Genomic DNA, 13,090 nt, shown 5'->3' on the forward strand with positions numbered 1-13,090 from the left:
TTTTTATCATGAAAGCCCTTGACCGCAAGCTGCTGCGCGATCTGCGCCGCATGTGGAGCCAGGCACTGACGATCGCCCTGGTGGTGGCCAGCGGCATCGGCGGCTTCATCACCAGCCTGTCGGCGGTCGATTCGCTGGCGCTGGCGCGTGACCGCTTCTATGCCAGCGGCCGCTTTGCCGATGTGTTCGCCGGACTCAAGCGGGCGCCGCTGGCGCTGACCGAGCAGCTGCGCGCCGTGCCCGGCGTGGCCGATGTGCAGACGACCCTGGAGCAGGTGGTGCGAGTCGAGCTGCCGGGCCTGGCCGACCCCATCATCGGCCAGCTGATCGGCGTGGACTGGCGCGCGCCGGCGCGGATGAACCTGGTCACCGTCAGCAGCGGCCGCGCGCTGGCCGGTGTGCAGGAAGGGCGCGGCGCGGCGCGCTCCGATGGCAGCCTGGAGGTGCTGGTGTCCGAGGCTTTTGCCCAGGCCCACAGGCTCAAGCCCGGCGCGCGTCTGAATGCGCTGATCAATGGCAAGCAGCGCGGCCTGGTCGTCGTCGGCACGGCGCTGTCGCCCGAGTTCATCTTCGCCGGTCTGTGGGGCATGCCCGATGCGCGCGGCTTCGGCGTGTTCTGGGTCGACCGCGAGGCGCTGGCCGCGGCCTACGACATGCAGGGGGCCTTCAACCGGGTAGCCATCAAGCTGGCGCCGGGGGCCTCGGAACAGGCCGCCATCGATGGCGTGGCGCGGCTGCTGTCGCCCTATGGCGGGCGCGAGGCCCATGGCCGCACCGAGCAGACCTCGCACGCCATGCTGGACAACGAGATCAAGGAGCAGCGCGTGCTGGGCACGGTGCTGCCGGCGATCTTTCTTGGCGTGGCCGCCTTCTTGCTGAACGTCGTGGTGGCGCGGCTGGTGTCGACCCAGCGCGAGCAGATCGCGGCGCTGAAAGCGCTGGGTTATCCGAACACCGCCATCGCCGCGCACTATCTGAAGCTGGTGTTGCTGATCGTGGCACTTGGCCTGGGCCTGGGGCTGCTGGTGGGCGACTGGCTGGGCGGCCAGCTCAGCGGGCTGTACGCCGAGTTCTTCCACTTCCCGCTGCTGGAGCATCGCATTGCGCCCTGGCTGCTGGTGCTGAGCACCGGCGTCACCGTCGTCACGGCCGTGGCCGGCACCTTGAACGCCATCCTGGCCACGGTACGCCTGCCGCCGGCCGAGGCCATGCGCCCGCCCGCGCCGGGCAGCTACCGGCGCACGGTGCTGGAGCGGCTAGGCATCCATCGCATGGCGCCGGCGCTGCGCATGATCCTGCGCAATATGGAGCGCCGCCCGCTGCGCACCCTGCTGTCGGTCGGTGGCGTGGCGGCGGCGCTGGCCATCGTCATCATGGGCAACTACATCCGCGATGCGATGGATGTGGTGCTGGACACGCAGTTGACCCTGGGCCTGCGCGGAGACGTCACGCTGTGGACGGCCGAGCCGGTGCAGGACAGCGTGCGCCACGAGATCGCGCGATTGCCCGGCGTCAACAGCGTCGAGGCGACGCGCTTCGTCTCGGTCACCTTCGTCAATGGCCACCGCCGCGAGCGCAGCATGATCCGTGGCTATGCCGGGCGGCCCGAGCTCTACCGGGTGATCGACGTGGACCGCCGCGAGACCCTGCTCGATGGCCGCGGCCTGGTGCTCACCGACCGCCTGGCCGACAAGCTGGGCCTGCGCGTCGGCGACCCGGTGCAGATCGAGGTGATGGAGGGCCGCGCGCGCACCCTGACCCTGCCCGTCGGCGCCACCGTGCGCGAGATGATGGGCCTGAACGCCTATATGGACCGCGATACGCTGAACCTTGCCCTGGGCGACGGCGATGTGACGACCGGCTATGTGGTCGCCGTGCAGCCCGGAGGCGAGGCACGGGTGCTGGAGGCCAGCAAGGCCATGCCCCGTGTGGCCGGGGCCTGGAGCAAGGCGACGATGCTGCGCAATATGGAGGAGATCAGTGCGCGCAATGTGCGCATCATGAGCACCATCCTGACCGTTTTTGCCAGCGTCATCGCCGTCGGCGTGGTCTACAACAATGCGCGCATCGCGCTGTCCGAGCGGGCCTGGGAACTGGCCAGCCTGCGCGTGCTGGGCTTCACCCGGGCCGAGGTCTCGGGCCTGCTGCTGGGAGAGCTGGCCATCGTCATCGCCGTGGCGCTGCCGCTGGGCATGCTGCTGGGCCTGTTGCTCACCCATGGCATCACCGAGCTCCTGAAGTCCGACCAGTTCTTTTTTCCGGTGGTGATACGGGCCCGCACCTATGTGGGCGCGGCGCTGTGCGTGGTGGTGGCCGGTGTGGCGAGCGCGCTGGTGGTGCGCCGACGCATCGACCGGCTGGACATGGTGGCCGCCTTGAAGACGAGGGAATGATGAAGAAGACGACATGGTTGTATATCGCTGGCGGCGCGGTGGCCGCCGTGGCCCTGGTGGTCTGGGCCTTTGCGCCGCGGCCGGTTGAGGTGGAAGCCGCGGCGATCAGCCAGGGCAGCTTCCAGACCACCATCGACGAGGACGGCAAGACGCGCCTGCGCGAGCGCTATGTGGTCTCGGCACCGCTGGCCGGCCTGCTGACGCGTATCAGCCTGCGCGAGGGCGATGTGATCGCTGCCAATGCCGTGGTGGCCGGCATCACGCCGGTGATGACGCCGTTGCTGGACGAGCGCAGCATGCGCGAGCAGCGCCTGCGCGTGGAGAGCGCCCAGGCCCGCGAGCAGGCGGTGCTGGCACGCGTCGAGGGCGCCAAGGTTGCCGTGCTGCGCGCGCGCAACGAGGCGCAGCGCAGCGAGCAGCTGGCCAAGCAGGGGTTTGTCGCACCGACCAAGCTGGAGACCGACCGCCTGGGTGTGCTGGCAGCGCAGAAGGATCTGGACGCCGCCGTGCAGGAGCGGCATGTCGCCGCCCACGAGGTCGAGCAGGCCCAGGCCGCGCTGCTGGCGGTGCGCGAGCCGCAGCGCCTCGGAGCGGCGGGCTTTGCGCTGCGCTCGCCAATCGCCGGCTCCGTGCTGCGCGTGCTGCAGACCAGCGAGACCGTGGTCGCCCTGGGCACGCCGCTGGTGGAGCTTGGCGACACCCGGGCACTGGAGGTGGTGGCCGAGCTGCTGACCGCGGATGCGTTGCAGGCCAGGCCGGGCAGCCCGGTGCTGATCGAGCGCTGGGGTGGCACCGGCACCCTGCAGGGCCGCGTGCGCCTGGTCGAGCCGGCGGCCTTCACCAAGGTCTCGGCGCTGGGCGTCGAGGAACAGCGCGTCAAGGTATTGATAGAGATCACCAGCCCGGCCGAGCAGTGGCGCGCGCTGGGCGACGGTTTTCGCGTCGGCGTGCGCATCGTCACGCTGGCCATGGACACCGCGTTGCGTGTGCCGGTCAGCGCGGTGTTTCCGCTTCCCGGCCCCGAGGGACAGATGGCCGTGTTCGTCGTCGACGGCGGCCGGGCCCGGCTCACTAAGGTGCAGGTTGGGGCGCGCAACGCCAGCCATGCCTGGCTCAAGCAGGGGCCGGCGGCCGGCACCTCGGTGATCGTCTATCCGCAGACCTCCGTCAAGGACGGGGCCCGGGTCAAGGTGCGCACTGTCTAGCCCCATCGCTTTTGCGTCTATATTTGCGCGCAAGTTGCGCGGCGCAGATAGAGAACAAAGGGGCGAGGCATGGCGGAACTGTCGAAGACGAAGCGAGCACTGATCACGCTTGCGCTGACGGCCGGCTTTGGCGGGAGCCTCTTTTTCGCATTGCGTGGCCAGAAGGAAGAGCAGACGGCGCAACAGGAGCAGGCGCAGCTCGCCTCCACGGTGGTGCTGAAGGGCCTGATCGCGCTCGACGTCGAGGCCTATTTCAAGGACGAGCGCGTCGTCAAGCGGCTGGCCGCCAAGCGCCTGCCGGTGGCGGTGCAGCGTGTCGGCAGCCGCGACATGGCGGCCAAGGTCAGCGCCGAGCAGGACTTTCTGTTCCCGTCCGGCGTGGTGGCGGCCAACCAGGTGGTGGACGCGGCGCGCAAGGCCAATCTCAATGCTGCCCAGGTTTCGCCCTTCCACACGCCCATGGTGATCGCCTCCTGGGAGCCGATTGCCAAGATCCTGGTCGCCAATGGCCTGGCCAGGGCGATCTCGCCCAAGGTCTATGGCGTGGACATGGCCAGGCTGACCGAGCTGATGCTGGCCAAGAAGAAGTGGAAGGACCTGAAGGAGGCCTCCGCCTATGAGGTCACGCGTAGCGTGCTGGTCTCCACCACCGACCTGCGCCGCAGCAACTCGGGCGCCATGTACCTGGCGCTGACCAGCCAGGCACTGCTGGGCGATGTGGTCACCGACCGCGCCACCGCCCAGCAGACCGCCCTGAAGCTGGCCGAGCTGTTCAAGCGCCAGGGCTATCAGGAGAACTACGTCAACGGCAACTTCGATGACTATGTCGCCATCGGCATGGGCAAGGCGCCGATGGCCTTCATCTACGAGAACCAGCTGGTCAGCCACGCCATGGCCAAGAAGGGCGTCAGCGCCGACATGGTGCTGCTCTACCCGCAGCCGACCATCGTCAACAAGGTCGTGTTCGTGTCGCTGAACGAGCGCGCCAAGGCGCTGGGCGAGCTGCTGGCCAATGACGCCGAGCTGCAGTCCATTGCTGTGGAGTACGGTTTCCGGATCGCGGACACCCAGCGCTTCATGGCCGCACTGCAACCCACCGGCCTGGCCGTCGAGCCGCGCCTGAGCCAGGTGGTGGACCCGCCCTCGTTCGAGTTGATGGCGGAGATGATCGATGTGGTGGCCAGGGAGATGGCGCAATGAAGTTCAAGTGGTGGATGGGCGTGGCGGCGCTGGCCCTGGTCTATGTCGTGGTCAAGAAGGTGGGCAGGAGCGAAGCGCCTGTTGCGGCACCCGCGGCGGTGTCGGCCCCGGCGGTAGCTGAGGCCGAGTTCAAGGTGCTGGCCACCAGCGATCTGCGCGATGTGCAGCCGCTGGAGGAGATGGTGAAGAAGGCCACCGGCGTCAATCTGCGCTTCAAGTTCGGCGGCACGATGGAAAGCACCGAGGCGGTGCTGGGCGGCGAGGCCAAGGCCGACGCGGCCTGGTTCGCCAATGCCAAGTACCTGCTGTCCAGCCCGCAGGGTCAGGGCCGGGTCAAGCTGCAGGAGAAGATCATGCTGTCGCCGATCGCCGTCGGCGTCAGCGAATCCGATGCGAAGAAGTACGGCTGGGACCGAGCAGACGCCAAGCTGACCTGGAGCGACATCGCGGCGGCTGCGCGCACCGGCAAGCTGCGCTATGCGCTGTCGAACCCGGCCACCTCGAACCAGGGCTTCATGGCCTTGATGGGCGTGGTGGCCTCGGCCGGCGGCAAGGCCGAGGCGCTGAACGCGGCCGACGTGGACCGTGGCGCCATCGCCGATTTCCTCAAGGGCTACAAGCTGCCCGGCGACAACTCGACCTATCTGTCCGAGCAGTTCATCCTGCAGCAGGGCACGCGGGTCAATGCCTTCATCAACTACGAGAGCTGGCTCTTGAGCCTGAATGCCTCGGGCAAGCTGCGCGAGAAGCTGCACCTGATCTACCCGTTTGAGGGCGTCAGCACGGCCGACTATCCCTTCATGCTGCTCGACGAGGCCAGGCTCGCCGACTACCTCAAGGTGGTGGACTATCTGAAGAGCGATGCGGCTCAAGCGTGGCTGGCGCGTCAGACCTTGCGTCGGCCGATCAAGCAGGACATCGCGGCCAAGGTCGAGGAGCTGCTACCCCGCCAGGGCCTCCAGGTGGAGCTGCCGTTCTCGCCCGACCGCGCGCTGGCCGATGGCCTGATAGCCGCCTATCTGAACGAATTCCGCACACCGATTGCCAGCACCTTTGTGCTCGACACCAGCGGCAGCATGGCCGGCGGCGGCCGCCGCGATCAGCTGGTGCAGGCGCTGCACTACATCGCCGGGGCCGACGCCTCGCTGACCGGGCGCATTGCCAAGCTGACGAATCGCGAGCGCCTGTGGCTGCAGCCCTTTGCCGAGAACCCCTATGGCCTGGTGCGCTTCGAGCTGCCCGCCGGCAAGGTGGGGGCCAAGGGCGTGCAGGAGCAGGCCGACAGCGAGGCCAAGCAGGCCGTGCTGGCCGAGGTGCGCGACAAGGCCGAACGGCTGCGCATGAAGGGCGGCACGGCGCTGTATGACGCGGTGTTCGAGTCGCTGCAGCACATGCTGGCCGAGCGCGAGAAGTCTCCTGGCTACCAGTATTCGGTGGTCGCCTTCACCGATGGTGAGAACAACCAGGGCCGCAATCTGGAGGCCTTCAAGCGCGACTATGCGGCCCTGCCCGAGGACGTGCGCGCGATTCCCGTGTTCATGGTGCTGTTCGGCGAGGCCAACGAGGCCGACCTGAAGGCCCTGGTCAAGATCACCGGTGGCCGCGTGTTCGACGCGCGCAGCACGCCGCTGTACACGGTGTTCAAGGACATCCGGGCCTATCAATGACGGCGCTGTTTCGCCTCCTGGCTTCCCCGGCCAACTGGTGTGGCCTGGGACTGGCCAGCCTCATGCTTGTTCTCAAGGCCATGGGCCTCTTGGGCAGCCTGGCCCTGCCGATGGCCGGCCTGGGCTATCTGGCCGGTTTCGTGATCGGCGGCCTGTGGCTGGGCTGGCCCTGGACGCGCGAGCCCGAGTGGGCGGTGCTGGAGTTCAGCGACGAGGGCGATGCCCGTGAAGCCATGGAGCGTGCTCTCAAGGGCGTGCGCCAGCTGACCGAATACAACCCCGACAAGCGCATTCCGCTGGCGCTGCAAAAGCGCGTGCTGGAGCTGTGCGAGGCGCTGGAGGCCCTGCTGCAGCAGTGGGAGCGCTCGCGTGGCAGCCTGTCGCTGCAGGACAGCTTTCATGCGCGCCATATCGCCATCAGCTATCTGCCCGACGCGCTGAACACCTATCTGGCCATACCGGCGGCCTTTGCCACGACCAAGGTCCTGGACAACGGCAAGACCGCCCAGGCCACCTTCACCGACACGCTGGACGAGCTCGACGCCAAGCTGCGCCAGCTTGGTGACGATCTGTCCGCCCAGGACGCGCATGCCTTCCTGGTGCACTCCAAGTTTCTGAATCAGAAGTTCGGGCCCCAGGGCCTGGATGCCCCTGCGCTCAATCTCGCCGACAAGGAGCTCAAATCATGAACAGCCCGACCACGACCACCACACCCGCAGCCACTTCATTCCAGCTGCAGCCCCCCGAAGCGCTGACGCCGGTGGCCGTGGAGGCGGCGCGCGAGGCCGTGCCGCTCAAGCCGGAACTGCAGCAGCAGGTCGATGCCCAGGTGCTGCGCTTCATCGACGCGCTGGCCAGCGAGGACGTGCAGTCCGACGCCTTTCGCGCGCGGCTGGACAGCGCCTTTGCGCTGGGCAAGGAGGAGATTGCCGGCGCCTCCGACCTGATGCAGAGCCGCTTCATGCAGCGCAATTTCGACGGCATCGAGGACAGCTCGGCCTACAAGGCGATCTCCAGCATCCGCGCCCAGCTCGACGAGCTGAACCCCGGCAACGAGGGCGACCTGATGCAGCCGCGCAAGCTGCTGGGTCTGATCCCGTTTGGCAACAAACTGGAGGCCTATTTTCGCAAGTACCAGAGCGCCGCCGAGCAGCTGAAGACCTCGATGGGCCAGCTCTACGCCGCCCGCGATGACATGCAGAAGGACGTGATCGACATCGAGGCCACCCGCGCCAAGCTGTGGGACGCGATGCAGAAGCTGGCCGCCGCGGCGCGCTTTGCCACGACCCTGGACACCCAGCTGGCCGCCAAGGTGCAGTCGCTGGAGGCGACCGACCCGCAGCGTGCCCATGCGCTGAAGCAGGAGGTGCTGTTCTATGCCCGCCAGAACCTGCTCGACGTGCAGACCCAGCAGGCCGTCTGCGTCAACGGCTATCTGGCGCTGGACGTGCTGAAGAAGACCGGCCGCGAGATGATCAATGGCTGCACCCGCGTGGCCACCACCGGCATGAGCGCGCTGGCCGTGGCGCAGACGGTGGCCCGCGCCACCGGCAACCAGATCCGCGTGATGGAGATGCTGTCGGGCGTCAACGAGACCATAGGCAACCTGATCAGCGAGACCGGCCGCGCGCTGAACCAGCATGTGGACCAGACCACCCAGTTCGCGCAGAACCCGATGCTGGGCATTGACAAGATGAAGGAAATGTTCGACCAGACCTTCCAGGCCATGGATGCGATGGACAACTTCCGCGCCAAGGCCATCGATGTGATGGGCCAGAACAATCTGATGCTGCGTGAGCAGTTGGACCGCGCCGACACCCATGTGGACCGGGTGCGCCAGCAGCGGGCGCGGGAGGCCGTGGGCGCCGCTGTGGATGTGGCAGGGCCGGTGAAGCTGTAAGGAGTGTTGATCTAAACTGAGGGCAACCCGCTAGGAGTCTTCCATGCCAGATCCTGTCGCTGAACTTGTTGAGCGTGGGCGTGCGTTGCCGCCGGAGGACCGTGAGCGCCTCGTAGATCAACTGCTCGAATCGCTCAATGAGCCTGCCGCCGCTCAACTGGATGCCGCATGGGAGTCGGAGATAGAGCGTCGGCTGGCCGAATACGATCAAGGCTCGGTGCAGGCGATTGATGCTGAAGAAGTCTTCGCCAAGGCTAGGCACATTGCCAAGTGATCAAGGTCCGCTTCCTTCCCGCAGCAGAGATTGAGTTCCTTAAGGAAGTTGCCTACTACTCGAAAGCTCGAACAGGTACCGGCCTTCGCTTTCAATCTGCCGTCCAAGCGGCAGTGGCTCGCGCCGCCAACCATCCCCTCGGCGGCGCGCCATCGTTCAAGGAAACCCGCAGCATTCTGGTCAAGGGTTTTCCGTTCAACGTCGTCTATCGACCTTCACAGAGCGAGCTTCTCGTGGTCGCCATCGCACCGCATCGCAAGCGCCCGCAGTATTGGGCTTCTCGCATCGAGTGACCCCTAGTCCACCTTGATATCCGACTTCTTCACCAGCCTGGCATAGCGCTCGGTCTCGCTGCGGAAGAAGCGCGCGGCGGCCTCCGGCGTGCTGGGGTGGATGTCATTGCCCTGGCGGGCCATCGCGTCCTTGACCTCGGGCGTGGCGAAGGCCGTGATGAAGGCGGCATGCAGGCGCTTGACCTCGGCGGCGGGCAGCTTGGCCGGGGCGATCACGGCGAACCAGCCGCTGGCGTCGTAGTTGGGCAGGCCCTGCTCGGCAATCGTCGGGATCTCCGGTGCAGCCGCCGAGCGGCTCTGGCCACCGACGCCGATGGCGCGCAGCGCGCCGCTCTTCAAGTGGCCCTGTATCGCAGGCAGGGCCAGCACGCCCATCTCGACCTGGCCGCCGATCAGGTCGGCAATCATCGGGCCCGAGCCCTTGTAGGGGATGTGGCGTATCACCACGCCGGCCTCATCGACGAACATCTCGGCCGCCAGGTGCAGGATGGTGCCGTTGCCCGATGAGGCGTAGTTGTAGGCGTCGGGCCTGGCCTTCAGGAAGGCGATCAGCTCCTTGACGTTCTTCGCCGGCACCTTGACCGGATTGACGACCAGGACCATGGGCGTGCTGCCTATCACCGAGATCGCGGTGATGTCCTCGACCGAGTCGAATGGCATCTTCTTGTAGACGCTGGGGTTGATGACATGGTTGTTCGAGACCACGCCTATCGTCAGCCCGTCGGGTGCGGCCTTGACCAGCGACGCCGTGCCGGTGATGCCACCGGCGCCGGGCAGGTTTTCTATGATCACCGGCTGGCCGCCCAGCGCCTTGGACAGGGCCGGGCCGACGGCGCGGACAATCGTGTCAACACCCGACCCCGCGCCGACCGGCAGGATGATGCGCAGCGGCTTGTCAGAGGTCTGGGCCCAGAGGGGAGGGGTGGCGCAAAGCAGGCCGGTGGCGAGCAGGGCGATCAGGCGGCGATGTATCTGGATCATGGTCATGTCTCCTGCGGAGGGCAGTGGTTCTTGTGGATCAGTTCGTCGACTCCAATCGGGCCAGCACTTCTTCGGTGTGCTCGCCCACGGCGGCCAGCGGCTGGCGCACCGGCAGGCGCTCGCCGCCCATCAGCATCGGCAACAGGACGACGTCGGTGCTGCTGCCGTCCTCGCACTGCATGGGGGCCAGGCCGCCGCTGGCGCGCAGATGCGGGTCCTGCAGCAGTTGGTCGGGGCGGGCGATCGGGGCGTAGGGTAGGCCGGCGGCTTCGAGCTTGGCCGACAGCTCGGCGATGTCGTGCCCGGCCAGGATGGCGCCCAGCCGCTCCAGCAGCTGCGGGCGTATCGCCACGCGCAGCTCATTGGTGGCCAGGGCCGGGTCGGCCAGCAGGTCGGGGCGTTCCAGGACCTGGCACAGCTGGGTCCATTGCTTGTCGCTGACGGCGGCGATGAACAGCTGCTCGCCGTTGGCCACCGTGAACACATCGTAGACCGACCAGGGCGAGGCGCGGGCCGGCATCGGCGGCGGCGATTCGCCTGTCATGGCCGCCTGCTGCATATGCGAGGCGACGAGGAAGGTGCAGTTCTCGAACAGTGCGCTCTGCACCTCCTGGCCGCGGCCGCTGCGCTGGCGTTCCCACAGCGCGGCCAGCACGCCGATCACGCCGAACATGCCGCCCATGATGTCGTTGACCGAGGCGCCGGCGCGCAGCGGCCGGCCCGGCGGGCCGGTCATATAGGCCAGGCCGGCCATCATCTGCACGACCTCGTCCAAGGCAAGACGGTGCTCGTAGGGGCCGGGCAGAAAGCCCTTGTGCGAGGCATAGATCAGGCCGGGGAAGTCTTTCGACAGTGTGGCGTAGTCCAACCCTAGTCTGGCCATCAGGCCGGGGCGGAAGTTCTCCACCATCACATCGCTCTGGCCGATCAGCTCGCGTGCGCTGGCCAGGCCCTCGGGGGTCTGGATGTCCAGCACCACGCTCTTCTTGTTGCGGTTGAAGCTGCGGTAGAAGCCCATGCCGACACCCGACATCCTGCGCGTGCGGTCGCCGCTGGGCGGCTCGATCTTGATCACCTCGGCGCCCAGATCGGCGAGGATCATGCCGCAGGTCGGGCCCATCACCATATGGCTGAATTCGATCACGCGCACGCCGGCCAGGGGCAGGGTGCGCTCGGTGTTGGGGGCTGTGCTCATGATGCGTGCTGATTGAAAAAGGTCTTGGGCAGGCCGGCGCGCCACAGCGTACCGTGCAGCGCTTCGCCGCTCAGCCAGTCGGCGACATCGGCGCGCAGCGCCAGCAGGGCCGGCAGATCGACGCCCGTCTGCACGCCCATGCTCTGCAGCATGAACAGCAGATCCTCGGTGGCCGCATTGCCGCTGGCGCCGGGCGCATGGGGGCAGCCGCCGATGCCGGCCAGCGAGGCGTCGAAGCGCCCGATGCCCAGCCGCAGCGCCGCGTAGACATTGGCCAGGGCCAGGCCGCGCGTGTCGTGGAAATGGCCGCAGGCCAGGCGCTCGCCGGCAATCTTCAGGGCCCGGCCGAACAGGTCATCGACCATCGCCGGGTCGGCATAGCCGACCGTGTCGGCCAGGCTGACGCGGTCGGCGCCGGCATCGAGCAGGGCCTGCATCAGGCGCAAGACCTCGGCCGTGGAGACCTGGCCCTGCAAGGTGCAGCCAAAGGCCGTGCCGACGCCGCCTTCGATGATGGCTTTTGAACCGCTGGAGTCACGCAGCGCGCGCATCCTGGCCACCTCGGCCACCACCTCGTCCGGCGTCTTGCGCAGATTGGCCAGGCTGTGCGCATGGCTGGCCGACAGCGGCACGACCATCAGCGCGGCACCGGCGGCCATCGCGTGCTCGGCGCCCTTCAGATTGGGCACCAGCACCGAGGCGATCAGGCCGGGCAGGGTCTGGGCGTAGGCCAGCACCTCGGCGGTGTCGGCCAGTTGCGGCAGCAAGCGGGCTGGCACGAAGGATCCGACCTCGATCTCGCGCTGGCCGGCGGCATGGGCGCGCCGCAGCCACTCCAGCTTTTTCGCGGTGGGCAGCACGGTGGCAATGCTTTGCAGGCCGTCGCGCAGACCGACTTCGCGCACGATGACCGAAGAGGGGAGGGTGGACATGGGGCGGGGCAGAAGCTGGGGATGAGCAATGTTCAGCCATTCCGGAATGCCGCACTAGCGGTATTTTGGAACTATCAGCGTTCCGGATGGGAATGTCACAATGGGTCATGAGCGCCGCCTTTGACCCCATCACCCTGAGGCTGTTTGTCGCCGTCTGCGAGGAGGGCAACATTGCCCGCGCCGCCCAGCGTGAGGCCATCGTCGCCTCGGCGATCAGCAAGCGCATTGCCGCGCTGGAGGCCGATCTGGCGGTGCCCCTGCTGGTGCGCGGCCGGCGCGGCATTGCGCCCACCGCCGCCGGCGAGGCGCTGCTGCGCCAGGCGCGGGCGATGTTGTCCGGCATGGGCCGGCTGCGCGCCGAGCTGAGCGAGTTCGCCAGCGGCGTGCATGGCAGCGTGCGGGTGCTGGCCAGCATCTCGGTGCTGTCGGAGTTCCTGCCCGATGATCTGGCCGGTTTCTTAAGCCAGTACCAGGCGGTGCGCATCAGCCTGGAGGAGCGCGTCAGCTCCGAGATCGTTCGCAGCGTGCGCGAGGGCTCGGCCGACTTCGGCGTGCTCTGGGATGCCGGCGATATGCAGGGCCTGCAGACCCTGCCCTACCGCGCCGACCAGCTGTGCCTGCTGACCCATGCCGAGCATCCGCTTGCGCAACGCCAAAGCATCGAGTTCATCGACGCGCTGGACCATGACACGGTGGGCGTCGTGCCGGGCAGCATCATGGAGACGATGTTGCGCCGTTACGCGGCGATGGCCGGCCGGCAATGGGTCAGCCGCATCCAGGTCTCGACCTTGGATGCCGCCTGCCGCATCGTCGCCGCGCGTCTCGGCGTGGCCGTGCTGCCGCGCGAGGCCACCGAGCCCTATGCCCAGGCGCTGGGCCTGGCCGTGCTGCCGCTGCAGGACGCCTGGGCGCGGCGCCGATTCGTGATCTGCATGCGCTCGATCGAGGAGCTGACGGCCACGGCCCGGCTGCTGGTCGATCATCTGCAACGACAAGCCGTGGGCAGCTGAGCGCGCACAGCGCACGCTGCTGCACGATGCCGGGGTTTGT

At 67.6% G+C, this 13,090-nt stretch carries 12 protein-coding genes; 9 read left to right on the forward strand and 3 right to left on the reverse strand.

Annotated elements, in window-relative coordinates; genetic code table 11:
• Positions 1–8: 8 nt before the first annotated feature.
• From DES47_RS12920 to DES47_RS12955, 8 genes are all read left to right on the forward strand, one after another.
• Positions 9–2,393, forward strand: coding sequence for an ABC transporter permease (locus DES47_RS12920; protein ID WP_133701114.1), 2,385 nt, complete (start codon positions 9–11; stop codon positions 2,391–2,393).
• Positions 2,393–3,598 (forward strand): efflux RND transporter periplasmic adaptor subunit, encoded by a 1,206-nt coding sequence (locus tag DES47_RS12925; protein ID WP_133701115.1) that lies wholly within the window; start codon positions 2,393–2,395, stop codon positions 3,596–3,598. The genes DES47_RS12920 and DES47_RS12925 overlap by 1 nt, the downstream gene beginning before the upstream one ends.
• Before the next feature lie 69 nt (positions 3,599–3,667).
• Positions 3,668–4,798: a hypothetical protein gene (locus DES47_RS12930; protein WP_133701116.1), complete on the forward strand. Its 1,131-nt coding sequence runs from the start codon at positions 3,668–3,670 to the stop codon at positions 4,796–4,798.
• Positions 4,795–6,465, forward strand: coding sequence for a vWA domain-containing protein (locus tag DES47_RS12935; protein ID WP_133701117.1), 1,671 nt, complete (start codon positions 4,795–4,797; stop codon positions 6,463–6,465). Before DES47_RS12930 ends, DES47_RS12935 begins: the two co-directional genes overlap by 4 nt.
• Before the next feature lie 62 nt (positions 6,466–6,527).
• The gene (locus DES47_RS12940; protein ID WP_133701118.1) at positions 6,528–7,154 is read left to right on the forward strand and encodes a hypothetical protein; all 627 of its coding nucleotides are present in this window, start codon (positions 6,528–6,530) and stop codon (positions 7,152–7,154) included.
• On the forward strand, positions 7,151–8,365 hold the full coding sequence (locus tag DES47_RS12945; protein ID WP_133701119.1) for a toxic anion resistance protein: 1,215 nt from the start codon (positions 7,151–7,153) through the stop codon (positions 8,363–8,365). The genes DES47_RS12940 and DES47_RS12945 overlap by 4 nt, the downstream gene beginning before the upstream one ends.
• Before the next feature lie 43 nt (positions 8,366–8,408).
• A complete protein-coding gene (locus DES47_RS12950) occupies positions 8,409–8,639 on the forward strand; it encodes an addiction module protein (RefSeq protein WP_133701120.1) in 231 nt (76 codons plus the stop codon).
• On the forward strand, positions 8,636–8,932 hold the full coding sequence (locus tag DES47_RS12955) for a type II toxin-antitoxin system RelE/ParE family toxin (protein WP_133701121.1): 297 nt from the start codon (positions 8,636–8,638) through the stop codon (positions 8,930–8,932). The genes DES47_RS12950 and DES47_RS12955 overlap by 4 nt, the downstream gene beginning before the upstream one ends.
• A 3-nt stretch (positions 8,933–8,935) precedes the next feature.
• Here DES47_RS12955 and DES47_RS12960 read toward each other — a convergent pair whose 3' ends face one another.
• Genes DES47_RS12960 through DES47_RS12970 form a run of 3 tightly spaced genes read right to left on the reverse strand, consistent with a single transcriptional unit; the run spans position 8,936 to position 12,040 of the window.
• Entirely contained in the window at positions 8,936–9,913 is a 978-nt protein-coding gene (locus tag DES47_RS12960) for a Bug family tripartite tricarboxylate transporter substrate binding protein (RefSeq protein WP_425057437.1), read from the reverse strand.
• Positions 9,914–9,950: 37 nt separating this feature from the next.
• Entirely contained in the window at positions 9,951–11,108 is a 1,158-nt protein-coding gene (locus tag DES47_RS12965; RefSeq protein ID WP_133701123.1) for a CaiB/BaiF CoA transferase family protein, read from the reverse strand.
• Positions 11,105–12,040 (reverse strand): hydroxymethylglutaryl-CoA lyase, encoded by a 936-nt coding sequence (locus tag DES47_RS12970; RefSeq protein ID WP_133701124.1) that lies wholly within the window; start codon positions 12,038–12,040, stop codon positions 11,105–11,107. Before DES47_RS12970 ends, DES47_RS12965 begins: the two co-directional genes overlap by 4 nt.
• 107 nt (positions 12,041–12,147) lie before the next feature.
• Here DES47_RS12970 and DES47_RS12975 point away from each other — a divergent pair, with 107 nt between their 5' ends.
• Complete coding sequence (locus tag DES47_RS12975; protein WP_133701125.1) at positions 12,148–13,050, forward strand: LysR family transcriptional regulator; 903 nt, start codon at positions 12,148–12,150, stop codon at positions 13,048–13,050.
• Positions 13,051–13,090: the final 40 nt, after the last annotated feature.

It is taken from the genome of Roseateles toxinivorans (assembly GCF_004362525.1).
GTDB lineage: Bacteria > Pseudomonadota > Gammaproteobacteria > Burkholderiales > Burkholderiaceae_C > Paucibacter > Paucibacter toxinivorans.